This window comes from Lysinibacillus sp. NPDC048646, assembly GCF_050272295.1.
GTDB lineage: Bacteria > Bacillota > Bacilli > Bacillales_A > Planococcaceae > Lysinibacillus.
This window is the reverse complement of the sequence record NZ_JBNNLZ010000001.1, coordinates 240,382-257,718: the sequence shown is the minus strand read 5'-3', so window position 1 is coordinate 257,718 and position 17,337 is coordinate 240,382. Positions and strand designations below refer to the sequence as shown.

Here is a 17,337-nt window from a genome sequence, read left to right as displayed (position 1 = left end):
AAGCGGCCTTGCATTTACATATTAAAAAAGCAAGTGTCGTCACTTCCCTACGCTAGTGTGAACTAGATCAGGTTCAAAGGGTTCATGTATACATACACATCTCAGTCTTAGAAAGACGCCCCTAGTGGTTTGGAAACGATTTAATTTTTTAAAGTATAAATACTTTCATCATCTAGTCATTCAATCACATGCGCTTCGTCACTTCGCGAAAGCGCTTTTTACCTAATAATGTACCATGCTACTAAAAATAGTCAATAACTATTCAGACTATTTCAAATCAGGTTGCATAAGATGTGGTGCTTTTTTCAATGTCCAGATAAGGGCAAGGAAGAAGCAAGCCAATAAAATAATTGCCCCAAAAATATAAGGGCTATTCATATTCCAATCGAATAATACACCTGCTAGTGCAGGGCCAATCATATTACCAAGACTCATATATGCATTATTAAGACCAGCGGCAAAGCCTTGTTCAGTATCAGCAAGTTTAGAAATTAGCGTGTTGACAGCTGGTCGAATCAAAGTTGTTGCCGTTGAGAAAATTGTTGCTACGAGTAAAATAAGTGCAAAGCCAGATGCAAATAAAATTAAATAGATTGAAACGGATGCAATAAATAAATTGACTAACACAACCTTCATCTCACCGTAGCGATTAAAAAGAGGTGTAATAATGAACATTTGTACAACAACACCGAAAGCACCGCCTACCACTAATAGTATGGCAATATCTCCAGGAGTGTAATTGAATTTTTCCGTAACAAATAGTGATAATGTCGTTTGGAAATTAGCGATTCCGAACGAGAATACAAGCATAATAATAAGCATTACAAAGTAAGGCATTTTGACGGAACGTACCATTTGTTTCGCAAGATTATCTTGTTTTTGCGCCTTTTGAGATGTGCTTGGTTTTGTTGAAGGTAAAAGAAAGAATGAGAGAATAGCTGCTATAATAGCTGCAGCACCAGCCGTATAGAATGGGAAGTGCAGACTAACCTTCGATAAAAAGCCCCCTATACCAGGTCCAATCATAAAGCCAAGAGACATAGCCGCCCCTAACATACCCATCCCCTTGCCTCGTTCTTCATAGGTTGTAACATCAGCTACAAAAGCCATAATAGGAGGTGCGATGAAGGCAGAACCTAAACCTCCAAAAAAACGCGCGAGAAAGAGCATCCAAATATCCGTTGAAAGCCCAAACGAAATTTGTGCAAGTCCAGTTACGATGAGGCCAAAAATAATTAGATTTTTTCGCCCATACTGGTCAGAAAGATTCCCAGCAATTGGAGAAAATACAAACTGTGCCAAGGCGAACGTTGCAATAAGCATGCCAAGAATTTGTCCTGCAGCACCAAATATTTTTAAATACTCAGGCATAACAGGAATAATAATACCAATACTCCCCATTGCGATAAACATATTAAACATTAAAATATACAAAGCCGCCTTATTCGACTTCTGCTGGGTCATCCATTAGCCCCCCTTTTTCAATTCAAATATACTACAGTCTACCATAAAGGCTAGTAAGATTCTATCAACCTAATGACTGAAAAAACCGTTCGCTTATAGCAAACGGTTTTCAAATTATCGAATACTCATTTTGAATTCTAAAAACAATTCATTGTATTTGCCTAGATAATCAGGCCCTAGGTTTTTATATACTTCTAACGTGTCACGTTGTTCTTCGGAAGGGTAGTAGCGTTCATCCGTTACCACTTCTTCATCCATTAAATCCATCGCTGCAATATTAGGCGTAGAATACCCTACATAATCGGCATTGGCAGCGGAGGCATCAGCATCCAACATAAAGTTAATAAAAGCATGGGCGCCATCAATATTTTTTGAAGTTTTTGGGATAACCATATTATCAAACCATAAGTTAGAGCCTTCTTCAGGTACAGCAAAGTCTAACTCTTCATTTTCGTACATCATATCCGCTGCTTGACCAGACCAAGTAAGGGCAACAGCCGCTTCATTATTAATCATGAGTGGCGTAATTTCATCGCCAATAATTGCTTTCACATTTGGCGCAAGCGTTATCAGCTTATCAGTAGCCTGACGGAGTTCACTATCTTCCAAAGAGTTTAAAGAGTAGCCGAGGCTGTTTAAGCCCATACCAATTACCTCGCGTGCACCGTCTACTAAAAAGACTTTACGTTTTAATGAAGAATCCCATAAATCTTCCCAAGAGGAAAAGTCTAAATTGCCGACAAGACTTGGATTATAGACAATACCAACTGTTCCCCAGAAATATGGAACAGAATATTTATTGTCATCATCAAAGGGTAAATCTAAAAAATAGGGGTCGATATTTTTAATATTAGGGATTTTCGTTTTATCTAAAGGTATGAGTAAATTTTCTTCTTTCATCTTTTCAATCATGTATTCGGAAGGTACCGCAATATCGTAAGCTGTACCACCTTGCTGAATTTTTGTCATCATGGCTTCATTCGAGTCAAAAGTTTCATAAATGACATGGATGCCTGTTTCTTTTTCAAATTGCTTCAACAAATCAGGGTCAATATATTCACCCCAGTTAAAAATGGTTAATGTATCTTTCCCACTTTTCCCGCCACCAGCACTCATGACATCAGCGGCATACATTAACAGGGCGGAAACGACAAGGATCGCGATAGTAGCTTGAATTAATTGCTTCATTGTTGTCCCTCCGTTCTTTTGCTAGCACGGCTTGTGATGAAATAATAGCCGATAACGACGAAAACAGTGACGAAGAACACTAATCCTGAAATAGCGTTTACTGTTAAGGAGATGCCAGCACGTGCCATCGAATAAATTTCAACAGATAATGTACTGAAGCCGTTACCTGTCACGAAAAATGTCACCGCAAAGTCGTCAAGTGAATACGTTAAAGCGAGGAAGAATCCTGCAAAAATACCAGGTTGAATATACGGTAAAATAACACGCATCATGATATCTTTTTTCGTTGCGCCAAGATCTAATGCGGCATCCATTAACGATTTATTCATCTCTAACAATTTTGGCAGGACCATCAGTACAACGATAGGTACACTAAACGCTACATGTGCCAATAACACAGAAGCAAAGCCTAATTTAATGCCAACCAATGTGAATAATATTAAAAAGCTTGCACCGATAATAACATCTGGGCTGACGATCAATACATTATTTAAAGAAAGTAATGTATTACGCATTTTTGCATCTTTAACTGTAACAATGCCAATTGCACCTAATGTGCCGATAATTGTAGAGATCAACGCAGAAAGCAGAGCCACAATCACTGTATTAATTAAAATGACAAGAAGTCTTGAATCCTCAAAGACTGCTTTATAATGCTCTAAAGTAAAGGATTCAAAGTTATTCATCGAGCCGCCACTATTGAACGAGTAAAAGACCAAGTAAAAAATAGGTGCGTACAAGACGATAAAAACCATTGCTAAATAGACCTTTGCTGATGTAGATAGTTTTGTCATCGTACGCGACCTCCTTTATCTTTTTGACCTGTAATTAACATAATGATGACCATGAATAAAATTAAAAATACGGCTATTGTTGAACCCATACCCCAGTTTTGCGTCACAAGGAATTGCTGTTCAATCGCTGTACCAAGTGTAATCACGCGGTTCCCTGCGATTAAGCGTGTAATCATGAAAAGCGATAATGCTGGGATAAAGACAACTTGAATACCCGATTTAACGCCATCCAATGTAAGGGGTAACACGACACGACGGAAAGTTGTAAAGGCAGAAGCCCCCAAATCACGTGCCGCATAAATCAATGTTGGATTTAAACGATCCAAAGAATTGAAAATCGGTAATATCATAAATGGGATGAAAATATAAACGGATACGAACACAAAGCTAATGTCAGTGAAAAGCATCTGTTGTGGATCAAAACCTAAAACCTCTATAAATGCATTAAGGGGACCATATAATCCGAAAATCCCGATAAATGCATATGTTTTTAACAAAAGATTAATCCATGAAGGAATAATAATCAGTAATAGCCAAAGTTGTTTATGCTTTGTTTTCGTTAAAAAATAAGCTGTCGGATAAGAAATTAATAATGTAAAGAATGTAATTAAAAATGCATACCAAAACGAGCTAAGTGTCATTTTTAAATAGACAGAAGTAAAGAATGCTTTATAGTTTTCAAGCGTGAAATTGCCATGTAAATCGAGTAGGGAATAGTAAACGACGAGGGCAATCGGCGCAATAACGAATAATGCTATCCATAAGACATATGGAAATAACGCAGATTTTGATGTCTTAGTTTGCATCTTCGTCGTCTCCATATGCTTCTAAACGTTTATCGAATTCTTCCTCAGTCTCATTTAAGCGCATAACATGGATTGCCTCCGGATCAAAGTCCAAGCCGATTTCTGTCCCTACTTCAGCTTTTTTCAGTGAATGCACGAGCCACTCATTACCATCTTTATCGTAAGTAGATAATTCATAATGCACCCCGCGGAATAGTTGTGTATCTACTTTAACGATTAATTTCCCTTTATCGACTGTTGTCATTTCCAAATCCTCTGGACGGATGACAATATCGATTTTTTCATTTGGTTTCATACCTTGGTCAACACATTCAAAAACCTTGCCAGTAAATTCAACCTTAAAATCTTCAATCATTACACCAGGAACGATGTTTGATTCTCCAATAAAGTCAGCAACAAAGCGGTTAATTGGCTCGTCATAAATGTCTACAGGTGTACCAGATTGTTGAATTTGACCTTCACTTAGCACGAAAATTTCATCACTCATTGCTAAAGCTTCCTCTTGATCGTGTGTGACGAACACAAAAGTTTTACCAAGACGTTGCTGTAACTCACGTAGCTCATACTGCATTTCTGTACGTAGTTTTAAATCTAATGCAGACAGAGGCTCGTCGAGTAAAATAACTTCTGGATCATTGACAATGGCACGGGCAATTGCGACACGTTGACGTTGTCCACCTGACATCTCAGAGATTTCACGGTTCCCATAGCCCGCTAAATTGACGAACTTTAGGGCTTCTGTGACACGTTCTTTAATGTCTTTTTCAGGTAGCTTTTTTATACGTAAACCGAATGCTACATTTTCAAAAACATTCAAATGTGGGAACAACGCATAATCTTGAAATACTGTATTAACTTGGCGTTTGTTTGCTGGTACGGCATTGATTTTTTTATCGTGAAAGAACACATCACCTGTTGTTGGTTCTGTGAATCCAGCAATGATACGTAAAATGGTTGTTTTACCACAACCAGATGGACCAAGTAATGTATAGAACTTTCCTTTTTCAAGCTCTAGGTTAATATTTTTTAAGACGACAGTGCCGTCATTATAGGATTTAGAAACATCTTTAAAGCGGATAATTGAATTCGTTGTCATTGATGCGCCTCCTTAAGCTATAAGTATGAATCCGTTGCGACGAGTAAAATTTTCGTTTCATCGTCATGTGCGTTAAAAATTTGATGATGGTCTGCTGCGTCAAAATACAGCGCATTACCTTCACTAGCTATATATTGCTCTTTCCCTAAAACGAGACGAATACGCCCCTTGACAATATAAATAAATGTTTCCGCTAACGAGGGTTCGAATTGTTTGAATTCACCGCCGGCTGCTAGTGTTAGGAAAATAGGCTCCATTTCTTTTTCGTTTGATGTTGGAATAAGCCATTGAATTTCATACTTTTTTTCTTCGTCAGTATAAATGGATTGATCTTCTTCGGTAAATACAACTTTTTGCTCAGGTGCTTCATCATCGAAAAATTCCTTAGGAGTTGAACCTAAAACTTCTAATAATGAAAATAGCGTTTCAATAGAAGGTGAGTTTAAATCACGCTCCAATTGTGAAATATAGCCTTTACTTAAATCTGTACGTTCTCCAAGTTCTTCTTGGGTGAGACCTTTTTTCAAACGAAGTGCTTTAATTTTTCCTCCAATTTGCATCTTTTCCCTCCTAGAAGAAGTTTAGCAATCATAAACTTTCAGAAAATGAAGTTTACTTTAACGAAACTTTTAGTTTACTAAAAACATTACTATTATACATAATAATAAAAAATTTGCAATCATTTTTGGTGAAAAAAATAGGGTGATTTTCATAAATAAAATGCATAAGATTTCTGTCTAATATTTTTGTTTATTCCAGTATAAATTTGTAAAAAGTAGAGAATAAATAAGATGTGGCATGATTTTGTTTGGGTATTTGACAAATATTTGTCTACATACTTGAAACGATTAGCATGGCGAAGTGCACTTCGTTGAAAAACTACGATTTCTTTGCTATCGTAGAAGACGAGTTCGCATGTGCGAATGGAATAGTTAACTACATATTTATTCGGAGGGATTAACAATGGCAGAACGTATGGTAGGCAAACAAGCACCAAACTTCACAATGGAAGCAGTACTTCCAGACAAATCTTTTGGTAAAGTATCTTTAGAAGAAATTAAAGCACAAGACAAATGGACTGTACTTTTCTTCTATCCAATGGACTTCACATTTGTATGTCCGACAGAAATTACTGCAATGAGTGATCGTTATGATGAGTTCGAAGACTTAGATGCAGAAGTTATCGGTGTTTCTACTGATACAATTCACACACACTTAGCATGGATTAACACTGACCGCACTCAAAATGGTCTTGGCGATTTAAAATATCCATTAGCTGCAGATACAAACCACACAATTTCAAAAGAATATGGTGTGTTAATTGAAGAAGAAGGTATCGCACTACGTGGTTTATTTATCATCAGTCCAGAAGGCGAGTTAAAATACCAAACAGTATTCGATAATAACATCGGCCGTGACGTAGATGAAACTTTACGTGTACTTCAAGCATTACAAACTGGTGGTCTTTGCCCAGCAAACTGGCGCCCAGGTCAAGCTACTCTTTAATCTTAAAGTTAATAGTAGGTCCCCACGACATGTTTGTGGGGATATTTATTCTTTATTTAGTCGAAATCTCGTCTCTTTGGCAGAGTCAAGGATTGCTATTATAAAGAGGGAATCTAACGTATCCCTAAGGAATAAAGCTAAACCTCCGGCGGATGTTGCGAATTTTTTTAGAATTTATCGAGTAAAATCTTAAAAGATCCAGACGCAATTACGCCGAGACCGTAATTGATACAAAAGGGGAGGATTTTTGATGAAACTTCGTGAACAAATGCCTGAACTTGCAGGTGCAACAACTTGGTTAAATGGAGAAGTGACAAAAGCAGATTTAGTAGGCGAAAAACCAACGTTGATTCACTTCTGGTCAGTTAGTTGCCATTTATGTAAAGAAGCTATGCCAGATGTGAACATTTTCCGTGATCAGTACAAAGATGAACTAAACGTTGTCGCTGTGCATATGCCACGTTCTGAGGAAGACACTGATTTAGAATCAATCAAAGCAGTAGCTGCTGAATATGACATCGTGCAACCAATCTTTGTCGATAACGAAATGAAACTTACAGATGTATTCGAAAACCAATACGTACCAGCGTATTTCGTTTTCGATAAAGACGGTCAGCTTCGTCATATGCAGGCTGGTGGAAGCGGCATGAAAATGCTAGAAAAACGCGTAAATCGTGTTCTAGATGAAATGCGTAACGCTTAAGCATCATATTTATGAAGGCGGGGATATTAAAATCCTCGTCTTTTTTAGTTAGATAAAATGATACAATTAACTATTAATGGAACTTTGAAGACGTCCTCATATACGATAAACGTCTGGCCAATTCTATATTTTGAATTGAGGTCTTCTAACTAGAATGTCGAAAAGATCAGTTAGAAAACTTAGATTGACGAATAGTCTCTTGTTTTGACGATACATATGATAAAGAATACGTTAAACTATAAGTAATTGTAGTTTTCGGAGGGATTTTTAATGATGAAAAAAGAGTTTGCTGTCATTGGACTGGGCCGTTTCGGTGGTAGCATTGTTCGTGAATTAATGAGTCAGGGTGCACAAGTAATGGCGATTGACAACTCCTCAGAGCGTGTGGACGAATTTGCTTCGATTGCCACTCAAGCTGTCATTGCAGATTCAACGGATGAGTCCGTATTAAATTCATTAGGCATTCGTAATTTTGAACATGTCATAGTGGCTATTGGCGAGAATATCCAAGCAAGTATATTGACGACCATTATATTAAAAGAGCTAGGTGTAGAACAGATTACAGTAAAAGCTCAAAATGACTATCACGAAAAAGTATTGCGAAAAATTGGGGCAGATTTTGTGGTCCACCCTGAGCGTGACATGGGTATTCGTATTGCTAATAACATGTTATCAAATACGGTACTCGATTATTTAGAGCTTTCTGATGAGCATTCCATCATGGAGTTAAAAGCGAATGATGCAATTGCAGGCTATTCCATTATGGATCTTGATATTCGTGCAAAGTATGGCATTAACATTGTTGGCATTAAGCGTGGTTCAGATATCATTGTTTCACCACAAGCGAGCGATAAAATTTTGTTAGGCGATATTATGCTTCTAATAGGTGCGGACGTTGATATTAATCGTTTTGTGAAAAAGGCGATGAGAGAGTAAAAAGAAAATTGAATATTGTAGTTTGTATTTTATGCATGCTCAACAATAATTTCTTAAGAAGAAGTGTCATCTTTCCCGTGGCGGCTTCTTCTTTTTTATTTAAGTTAATTCCAAAATGTATAATACAAAAATTGTAAATATAAATTTGATTTTCCATAATGGCTTTGTGATAATAAAGAAAATTAACAATGTGAGGTTAACAATGATACTTTCTAAGAACTGCAGGATTGAGCCATTGAAGCATGAGCATTATGACGATATTTACTCGCTTTATTCTAATAAAAGTGTCAGAACTTTCCTTGGTGGAGTTCCAGAAAAGAACGATTTAGACGCTTCATTTAACAGAATGCTAGCTTCTCCATTTCCTAATACATTCTTCTATATTACGTTAAAGGAAACGAAAGAATTTATAGGGCTAGTGTCAATTGATGAATATCATGAGGCAGAAGTATATGAGCTATCTTATCAATTTTTACCTCAGTATTGGGGCAAGGGATATGCTTTTGAAGTTCTTTCTGAAGTAAGGGACTATGGGATTTATTGTTTAAAATTAGCACACTTGGTGGCAGAAACGCAGACGGCAAATATCGCTTCCTGCTGTTTACTTGAAAAATTGGGGATGCAAAAAATAAAGGAGTTAGAAAGATTCGGTCATAAACAAGCCGTTTATGAATTAAGGGGAAATCTCTTTTATAAAGTTTTAGAACGAAAGGAGACTTAAATATGCTAATTAGAGAAGCGAGACCAGAAGACGCTGAAGAAATAATTACTGTGATGAAAAATGCCGAAGAATCTAATTTCATGTTATTCAGTCCTGGCGAACGAAAGCTAGAACCCAAACAACTTGTTGTATTCATAGAAAAAATTAGTAAAAAGTTCAATTCGGCAATATTCATTGCTGAAATAGAAACTAAAATTGTAGGTTATTTAATTGTTCAAGGAGATACGCCGTCTAGAGTTGCCCATCGAGCATATATTGTAATTGGTATCCACAGTGATTTTAGGGGTAGAGGAATAGGTACAGCATTATTTAGCAAATTAGATGACTGGGCAAAAGGCAAGAGCATGCATCGTCTGGAACTTACGGTTATGGTAGCTAATACAGTAGGCGTTGCATTATATAAAAAAATGGGCTTTGAGATAGAAGGGACAAAGCGGCAATCCTTACATGTAAATGGTAGTTATGTTGATGAATATTATATGTCAAAGTTACTGTAAAACTAAGCGTAATACTATTATAACAAAATCTGTAAGTTGTAGTTTAAGAAATTACCCCATCGAGCTCTGTAGATACAGACTTTATGGGGCAATTTTTTATTCACGATTTAATAACGCTTATCTGTGGCAGATTTATCTTTTGTTTTTGTTTTATTTTTCTCATCCTTCACCTTGTCATTTAATTCTTCAACAGGTATCGGATCCACCGTTTTCATATCTTCATGTTTGTCAAAAATACTTTCTTTATCTGTATCTAACACATCTGGATTGTTCGTACGGCGTGTTTTGGCTTGTTTCTTCTCATCCATCTTCGATCACCTCTTACCTATCACATTCACTTATTTCATAGAGTTTAAACATGCTAGATTAAGTAAATGGCAAGAAAAGAAACAACCTTTTAGTCGTTTATATTATTTGAAGTTGGTTTGCCAGCTGCGAGTAATACCTTACTACCAAGTAAGAAAAACCCTAGTATGAATAATAGTGCACCTGTACCTATAAGTAACCATTCAATAGCAATCACATCAGCGATTGGTCCAAAAATAAGCATCCCTAAAGGCATCATAGATGTAGAAATCATTCCAAGTACACCAAAAACTCTGCCTAAATAATCACCTTCAACCTTCTCTTGTAGCAAAACTGTAGCAGGAGTATTGAAGATGGGCATTGATATACCTGTTATTGCCATAAAAACCAGGTACAATGAAAAAACTGGAACGATACCCAGTGCAACAGTGCAGGCACCAAATAATAATGTCGCAAAAGTCATTGTTTGTACTTTGTTTTTAAAGCCACCCCATGAAGCCATTAATATCCCGCCAATCAGCATACCCAAGGCAAATGTTATTTCGATAGCTGTTAAACGCCAAATATCATTACCAAAGCTACGTGTCACCTGTAATGGAGTCAAGAATGCGGCAGGTGCTGCAAGTATCATGGAATGCAAAAAATATAAAGAATTTTTTCAAGAAATTATGTTCTTTAATATACGTAAACCCTTGTTTCATATCACTAAAATAGCCTGTCGTTTGCTTTTGTGCTGCTTTGGCATGGACTGGAATATGCAAAAATAACAGTAAAGTACTAATTGCAATTGCAGCTGTAATGACATCGATAAAGAAAATCGATTCGAGCGAAGCTTGCGTCAATAATGCGCCACTAGCCATTGGAGAAATAATCATCACAAACGCTTGAATACTACCATTCGTACCATTTACTTTCATTAGTTTATCTTCTGGTACAATTTGTGGAAGAATTGCACCGACTGCAGGTGTTTGAATACCAGCACCTATTGCGCGAATGGCAGATATGGAAAATAACAACCAAAGAGAATCATAGCCCAGTAAAAATAAAATAGCTAACAGTAGTGTGGACAGGGCAATCATACCATCAGCCAAAATAATTAACCATTTGCGATTATAACGATCCGCCCAGACACCAGCAATCGGTGACAGGAAGAATGTAGGTAAGAAACCGCAAATGATAGAAATTGTCATCATGACACCTGATTGTGTGCTTAATGTGATGTACCACGTGATGGCATATTGTACAAGGGAAGAACCAAAAAGTGAGATGGTTTGGCTTCCTAAAAAAAGGATAATGTTCCTTTTCCAATTTTTCATTGCATTTGTTTGCGTCATTCAAAAATCATTCCTTTCAGTTCAATAAAAAAACACAGGGTATCTGCCTGTGCTAAGAGTAAGTGGGGGAGGGTGCATAAATGTACCTAAAAATGCTTGTAACTTCAAAATAATCGGTCACTCAAATAAAAAATTACATCTGAAATAAATTTGATTGAACTTTTGTTGTTCAATCAAAAAATAGCCAGATAAATTTTTTAACATCCATTTTAAATTTAAAGACAACAAAAAAGAGGGTGATAGTAACCCTCTTTTCACATAAACGCAAAACGAAAATTCTCCTAAAAATAGGCAGACCAATCCCATTTACTCTGCACAGTAGGCAAAGCTTTGAACGTATTCAATTAACGGTTCAAATTACGGAATCGAAATCTACTTGGCATCATTAGGAAAACCTCCATTTCTTTAAAATTATAATAATAGTAGCATGGTCCATAATTGTTGGCAAATAAAAACAAAAGAATGTTCAGGCAAATGTAGAGAAATCGTTTAGTAAAATATATTACTTTTGCGAGTGATTGATCTGGTTATAAATAATATATTTTACTAAATCTGTCATATTTAACGTTGTTATAGTGTTTTCAAAATTCGTATAATTACCTTAAGTAGATTATTCATACTTCAAAGGAGAATAATATATGTTAAACAAATATAGGCTGTTACTTGGTGGTTTTGGTTTTTCTTATTTTGGAAATTGGATTTATTTAATTGCTTTGAACTTGCTTGTTTTTGATTTAACAGGGTCTGCTACAGCTGTTGCGGGTATTTTTATAGTTGGGCCAGTGGCACGTATTTTTACAAATATCTTTGCTGGTTCTATTATTGATCGTGCGAATAAGCGAACATTAATGATGACTGCAGATATACTACGTGGTTTACTTGTTTGTCTTGTACCTTTTATGCATTCCATTTGGATTATTTATCTCATCTTATTTATATCAAACATGGCAGGAGCTTTCTTTGGACCTAGTTCTACATACTATATTACAAAATATGTAGATGACGAAGATAGAAGAAAATTTAATGCTTGGCTAGGAATGATGAATTCAGGCTCCTTTTTAGTGGGACCTGCTCTTGCGGGCGTGTTAATTTTGATGATGGGGACACATTGGACAATTATCATTAATGGTTTGACATTTTTCAGTTGTGCATTTGCAATCTATTTACTACCGGATGTTGATGCTAATGCAAGGAAGGTAAAGGCAGTACGTGAAATTATTACTCTCCGTACGATTTCGAAAGATTTCCAAGTAGTTAAACGTTTTATTTTAACAGATCGTATTTTTTTAAAAATATATGTAGCTTTTCAAGTGGCATTAATGATTGCCTTTGCCCTTGATTCACAGGAAGTAACCTTTTTAAAACAAGATCTAGCATTGTCTGATCAGACTTATGGATTTATGGTTAGTGTGGCTGGAGTAGGTTCGCTGATTGGGGCTACTGTGGCAGCAAACTTGACGAAACGATTGTCATTAAAATCTTACGTTACGCTTGGCTTATTGTTAACAATGGTAAGCTACACGGCTTTCTACGCTTCATTTAACTTTTGGTCTGCGCTATTAGCATTTATTTGTTTAGGATTCTTTGGGGCGTTTAGCAATGCAGGATACGAGACCTTTTATCAAAAAAATGTGCCGACCGATTTAATGGGACGGTTCGGCAGTCTAGCTTCAATGTTCCAAAGCATTCTTCAAATTATGTTTACATTTTTGTTGGGCGTAAGTGCAGAACTGTTCACATTACAACACAGTGCGATTGTTTTTGGTTGTATCAGCATAGCCTGTACGCTTGTATTACTGTTTGTGGTATATGCAAATAAAAGCACGAATCATTTTAAAGAAACACCAATATAAAGGTTGTAGAAGCCATTCGTTTGCTGCATATTTGGTCATAACTAAAATGAGGTCATTCCATTTACGGAATGACCTCATTTTTATGTTGTAGTCTGGATTTTATTAATTTTCTTCCATATCTTTACGATTTTTCTTTAACATTTTTGATAGCATTTCATATACGATTGGTACAACTACCAATGTTAATAATGTTGAAGATAATAAACCACCGATTACAGTGATGGCAAGGTCTTTTGAAATCAGACCACTACCGCCGCTTCCGAATGCCATTGGAAGCATAGCGCCAATTGTAGCAATGGCTGTCATTAAGATTGGACGTAAACGAGTAGCGCCCGCTTCTAAAATCGCTTCACGCATTTGTAGTCCATCACGTTCCATGTGGATGATGCGGTCTACTAGGACAATCGCATTTGTGACAACTATACCAATTAACATTAAGAGACCCATCATAACTGAAACAGAAATTGTTTGACCTGACACATATAGGCCAACAAATGCCCCAATCACAGCGAATGGTAATGAGAATAGGATTGCGAATGGTGCTAAACCTTCACCAAATGTTACAACAAGAATGAAGTAGACAATGGCGATTGCTGCTAGCATCGCTATACCAAGTTGCGTAAATGTTTCTGCCATATCAGCAGCAACACCAGCTACGCCAGTTGTTACACCTTTAGGTAAGTCTAATTCATCGACTTTTTTATCTGCAGCAGATGAAGCCTTTGAAATATCGTCGCCGATAATAGTACCGGAAACCGTTGCAAAGTATTCACCTTTTGAGCGAGATAATGAATTTAGTGTCGTACCTTCTTCAACTTCCACTAATTCACCGATTGTCATTGTAGTGCCTAAAGCTGTTTTTATTTCAGTTGCTAAGACATCATCTAGTGATAATGCTGCTGCTTTTGCTTCACGTTGCACGATTACATTAATGTCCTCGCCATCGTGTTCAACCGTTGTTAAAACTTCTTGTGATGACGTAGTATTTAAAGCCATTACAATTTGGGCAGTTGTTAAACCATATTGTAAGACATTTTTTTGATCTACTTTTAAAATGTGCTCTACATATGGATCTTCGTTATCAGATTTAATATCTTCTAAACCATCAACTTCTTTTAGTGCGCCTTCCACTTCTATTACTGCTTTACGAAGATTATCTAGATTTTCACTATATAATGTGTAGCTCACTTCGTTTGAAGACATAGACATAGATGAGAAGTTTTGAGTTTTCCATTCACCTGATTGACCAATGTTAAATACATACTCTTCAACGTCTTCACGTGCGTCAGGGAAATCCTTCATATCTGGGTCGAAGATCAGGTACATTAAAGCACCACCAGCACCGCCACCCATCATCATTGTGGCTGGATCTGCGTTTGTAGCATCGGTAATTGATACCTGTAAAATATCAATGTCTTTACGTTTCATTAATTCTTTTTCGACTGCTGCAACATTTGTTTCTGTTTCATCCATTAGCTCACCAGTAGCAGGCGTATATGTTAAATACATAACCTTTTCTTCCTGAGAACCCATGAAACTAAAGCCGATTAATGGCGTTAAAGCAAGAGATCCAACGAGCATTAAAATCGCAATAGCAGAAGTAATGAACTTATGATTTAATGCTTTTTCTAATACCCCTCTATACCAAGTGGCTAGTTTACCAACTTCTTTATGCTGGCTTTCTTTTTTCTCACCGTATAGTTTCTTACGGAATAAGAAGTGAGATAGCGCTGGTACAATCGTAATCGCGACTAATAATGATGCGCCTAGAGCGAATGACATGGTTAATGCGAATGGCATGAATAATTCACCAACCATACCACCTACAAAAATAAGTGGAGCAAATACTGCAATTGTTACTAATGTAGAAGAAAGGATTGGTTTGAACATTTCAATCGTCGCTTCACGAACAAGTGCGCGACCAGTCATTTTTTCTTGTTTTAAATGGAGGCGTCGATAAATATTTTCTACAACAACAATGGAGTCATCGATTACACGGCCAATGGCAACTGTAATCGCCCCGAGTGTCATAATATTTAGCGTAATATCCATCCAGTTCAGTAATAGTAGTGCCATAAATACAGAAACTGGGATTGAAATAATAGAAATGATTGTTGATTTAAAATCACGTAAGAATAGTAAAATGATCAATACGGCAATGGCACCACCGAACACCGCTTTTTCAATCATTGTAAACACTGAATCTTCAATCGGAGCACCTTGGTCCAGTGAGATGTCAATTTTTAAACCATCAATTGTTTTTTCTTCATCTTTAATAAGATCTTTTACTGCATTGACAACTGTTACGGTATTGGCATCTTGACCTTTCACGATTTGAATCGCAATCGCATCTTTACCGTTCGTACGAGAAACAGATTGTACTTTACCTTCGACTTCAATCGTTGCAATATCACCTAAACGAACAAATGGGGAAGGTTGTGTTGCCGAAGGTGTCACTGGGATTAAAAACTCTTTCAATTCTTCTATAGATTTAACTTTACCATCTACAGAAACTGCTTGTTCACCGACAGTAAACTCATATAGACCAAGTGATAACGCCATATCACTTGCTTGAATCATTTGTTGTACAGATTCCTCTGTAAGGCCAAGTGTAGCCATTTTTTCTTCATCGTATTTAAATGATACTTGCTCAATATGCTGACCTGTAATGGTTGCTGAAGCAACACCATCAATTTTTTCGATTTTAGGAAGTAATATATCTTCTACTGTTGATGTTAGTCCAACAATATCTTCATCAGAGCTACTTGCTGATAATGCGATAACTGGCATCATGTTCATGCTAATTGCCATGATGGTAGGTTCTTGTGCACCTTCAGGAAGTGTCACATTATCCAAAGCAGATTCTAGCTGACGTTTTTTCTCATCCATATCGATGCCGTAGTCATATTCAACTTGTACTTGTGCAACGTTTGATGAGGAGGTTGAATAAACTGCCTTTACATCTTCTAAACTTTCAATGGATTTTTCAAATGGTATGGACAGTTCGTTCATGACTTGTTCAGGAGTTGCGCCAGGATACACGCCCATAACAATTAAGTAAGGAATCGAAATATCAGGAATGGATTCCATTTTCATACGTGTGCCTGAATAAATACCTGAGACAGTGATGATAATTGTTAATAACCATACTGCGAGTTTGTTTTTTAATACAAAATTAACTAAACCTTTCACTTTCACACCTACCCTTTATTGACTTACTAGATTCAATTATTTATAATAATGACTACTGGGTCATTTGTCAATGAAATACGCTAGGAGAGAATTAAAAATATGTTAAAAAAGCAACTTATTATGGAGAAGGCATTAGAACTGTTTTCTGAACAAGGCTTTGAATCTACATCTGTTCAGCAAATCACGGAACGTTGTGGTATTTCAAAAGGTGCATTTTATTTGTCCTTTAAAACAAAAGATGAACTTGTTTTCTCGATGTTGGACTACTTTTTACAGCAGTTTATTACCGATGTTGACCAAGTAGTCAGAAGTTCGTTCAGTAAAGATGTTTTACTAGTTGAATTCTATAAAAGTATTTTTCAAGCGTTCAAAAAGCATTCTGCATCTGCTCGCGTCTTTTTTAATGAAAAAGTATTTGTTAAAAAGAAAGAATTGTTTCATAAAGTGAATGCCTACGAATTAGACATGTCGAAGTCAATTGTCTATATGCTTGAACAGCTATATGGTGACGCACTACAAAAGAATAAATATGATGTGATGTATTGTATAAAAGGGTTTATGAAAAGCTATGCACAACTTTTTATTTTTTCTAATATTCCGCTAGACATGGATCAATTAGCTAAATCCTTAGCGGAAAAGACCGATATTATAGCGCGGCATACAACTATTCCTTTTATTACAGAAGAGCTTATTCAATTAGTAACTAAACCTTGTGAACAGGAATTAATTACAAAGGAGTCATTGTACCATTTAATTGAACAGAGTATAGAAATGTTAGAAGAGTCCATTGAACGTGAATCACTTGAGCTATTAAAGGATCAAGTAGAGCGCACAACATACAGCAGACCAATAATTAAAGGATTGATTGAAAATATTCGGTTAAGCCAAGATTGTCAATGGGTTGCTTATGTATTAAATAAATACTTCGAGTTTTAAATGTT

At 36.5% G+C, this 17,337-nt stretch carries 15 protein-coding genes, 1 pseudogene and 1 riboswitch; of the genes and pseudogenes, 7 read left to right on the top strand and 9 right to left on the bottom strand.

All coding sequences use genetic code 11. The features are described from left to right. Positions 1 to 27 precede the first annotated feature (27 nt). A riboswitch (TPP riboswitch) is annotated at positions 28 to 133 on the bottom strand. 134 nt (positions 134 to 267) lie between these two features. The 6 genes from ACQKII_RS01245 to ACQKII_RS01220 all read right to left on the bottom strand — a co-directional run bounded on the left by ACQKII_RS01245 (position 268) and on the right by ACQKII_RS01220 (position 5,908). Further along, positions 268 to 1,464 carry an MFS transporter gene (locus ACQKII_RS01245; protein ID WP_427455556.1) on the bottom strand — a complete coding sequence of 399 codons (1,197 nt, stop codon included), beginning with the start codon at positions 1,462 to 1,464 and terminating at the stop codon, positions 268 to 270. A 114-nt stretch (positions 1,465 to 1,578) separates the two neighbouring features. Further along, positions 1,579 to 2,652: an ABC transporter substrate-binding protein gene (locus ACQKII_RS01240; RefSeq protein WP_427455554.1), complete on the bottom strand. Its 1,074-nt coding sequence runs from the start codon at positions 2,650 to 2,652 to the stop codon at positions 1,579 to 1,581. Continuing rightward, complete coding sequence (locus ACQKII_RS01235; protein WP_427455552.1) at positions 2,649 to 3,446, bottom strand: ABC transporter permease; 798 nt, start codon at positions 3,444 to 3,446, stop codon at positions 2,649 to 2,651. Before ACQKII_RS01235 ends, ACQKII_RS01240 begins: the two co-directional genes overlap by 4 nt. Next, positions 3,443 to 4,252 carry an ABC transporter permease gene (locus ACQKII_RS01230; protein WP_427455550.1) on the bottom strand — a complete coding sequence of 270 codons (810 nt, stop codon included), beginning with the start codon at positions 4,250 to 4,252 and terminating at the stop codon, positions 3,443 to 3,445. Before ACQKII_RS01230 ends, ACQKII_RS01235 begins: the two co-directional genes overlap by 4 nt. Continuing rightward, positions 4,242 to 5,348 (bottom strand): ABC transporter ATP-binding protein, encoded by a 1,107-nt coding sequence (locus tag ACQKII_RS01225; RefSeq protein ID WP_427455548.1) that lies wholly within the window; start codon positions 5,346 to 5,348, stop codon positions 4,242 to 4,244. Before ACQKII_RS01225 ends, ACQKII_RS01230 begins: the two co-directional genes overlap by 11 nt. 17 nt (positions 5,349 to 5,365) lie before the next feature. Then, a complete protein-coding gene (locus ACQKII_RS01220; RefSeq protein ID WP_427455546.1) occupies positions 5,366 to 5,908 on the bottom strand; it encodes a helix-turn-helix domain-containing protein in 543 nt (180 codons plus the stop codon). 403 nt (positions 5,909 to 6,311) lie between these two features. Here ACQKII_RS01220 and ACQKII_RS01215 point away from each other — a divergent pair, with 403 nt between their 5' ends. From ACQKII_RS01215 to ACQKII_RS01195, 5 genes are all read left to right on the top strand, one after another. Further along, positions 6,312 to 6,854 (top strand): peroxiredoxin, encoded by a 543-nt coding sequence (locus ACQKII_RS01215; protein ID WP_427455544.1) that lies wholly within the window; start codon positions 6,312 to 6,314, stop codon positions 6,852 to 6,854. A gap of 250 nt (positions 6,855 to 7,104) precedes the next feature. Next, positions 7,105 to 7,557 carry a TlpA family protein disulfide reductase gene (locus ACQKII_RS01210; RefSeq protein WP_427455542.1) on the top strand — a complete coding sequence of 151 codons (453 nt, stop codon included), beginning with the start codon at positions 7,105 to 7,107 and terminating at the stop codon, positions 7,555 to 7,557. A gap of 273 nt (positions 7,558 to 7,830) precedes the next feature. Next, positions 7,831 to 8,493 (top strand): potassium channel family protein, encoded by a 663-nt coding sequence (locus ACQKII_RS01205; protein WP_143999299.1) that lies wholly within the window; start codon positions 7,831 to 7,833, stop codon positions 8,491 to 8,493. Between the two features lie 202 nt (positions 8,494 to 8,695). Further along, positions 8,696 to 9,214 carry a GNAT family N-acetyltransferase gene (locus ACQKII_RS01200; RefSeq protein WP_427455540.1) on the top strand — a complete coding sequence of 173 codons (519 nt, stop codon included), beginning with the start codon at positions 8,696 to 8,698 and terminating at the stop codon, positions 9,212 to 9,214. A gap of 2 nt (positions 9,215 to 9,216) precedes the next feature. Next, positions 9,217 to 9,711 carry an N-acetyltransferase family protein gene (locus ACQKII_RS01195; RefSeq protein ID WP_427455538.1) on the top strand — a complete coding sequence of 165 codons (495 nt, stop codon included), beginning with the start codon at positions 9,217 to 9,219 and terminating at the stop codon, positions 9,709 to 9,711. A gap of 107 nt (positions 9,712 to 9,818) precedes the next feature. Here ACQKII_RS01195 and ACQKII_RS01190 read toward each other — a convergent pair whose 3' ends face one another. Both ACQKII_RS01190 and ACQKII_RS01185 read right to left on the bottom strand, forming a co-directional pair. Beyond that, positions 9,819 to 10,019 (bottom strand): hypothetical protein, encoded by a 201-nt coding sequence (locus ACQKII_RS01190; RefSeq protein ID WP_427455536.1) that lies wholly within the window; start codon positions 10,017 to 10,019, stop codon positions 9,819 to 9,821. Between the two features lie 89 nt (positions 10,020 to 10,108). After that, a pseudogene (locus tag ACQKII_RS01185) lies at positions 10,109 to 11,333 on the bottom strand (MFS transporter). A gap of 656 nt (positions 11,334 to 11,989) precedes the next feature. Here ACQKII_RS01185 and ACQKII_RS01180 point away from each other — a divergent pair. Beyond that, entirely contained in the window at positions 11,990 to 13,204 is a 1,215-nt protein-coding gene (locus ACQKII_RS01180) for an MFS transporter (RefSeq protein ID WP_427455534.1), read from the top strand. 102 nt (positions 13,205 to 13,306) lie between these two features. On the opposite strand, the gene ACQKII_RS01175 is transcribed toward ACQKII_RS01180, so the two are convergent. Continuing rightward, on the bottom strand, positions 13,307 to 16,396 hold the full coding sequence (locus ACQKII_RS01175) for an efflux RND transporter permease subunit (protein WP_427455532.1): 3,090 nt from the start codon (positions 16,394 to 16,396) through the stop codon (positions 13,307 to 13,309). A 99-nt stretch (positions 16,397 to 16,495) separates the two neighbouring features. Here ACQKII_RS01175 and ACQKII_RS01170 point away from each other — a divergent pair, with 99 nt between their 5' ends. Further along, on the top strand, positions 16,496 to 17,332 hold the full coding sequence (locus tag ACQKII_RS01170; RefSeq protein WP_427455530.1) for a TetR/AcrR family transcriptional regulator: 837 nt from the start codon (positions 16,496 to 16,498) through the stop codon (positions 17,330 to 17,332). Positions 17,333 to 17,337: the final 5 nt, after the last annotated feature.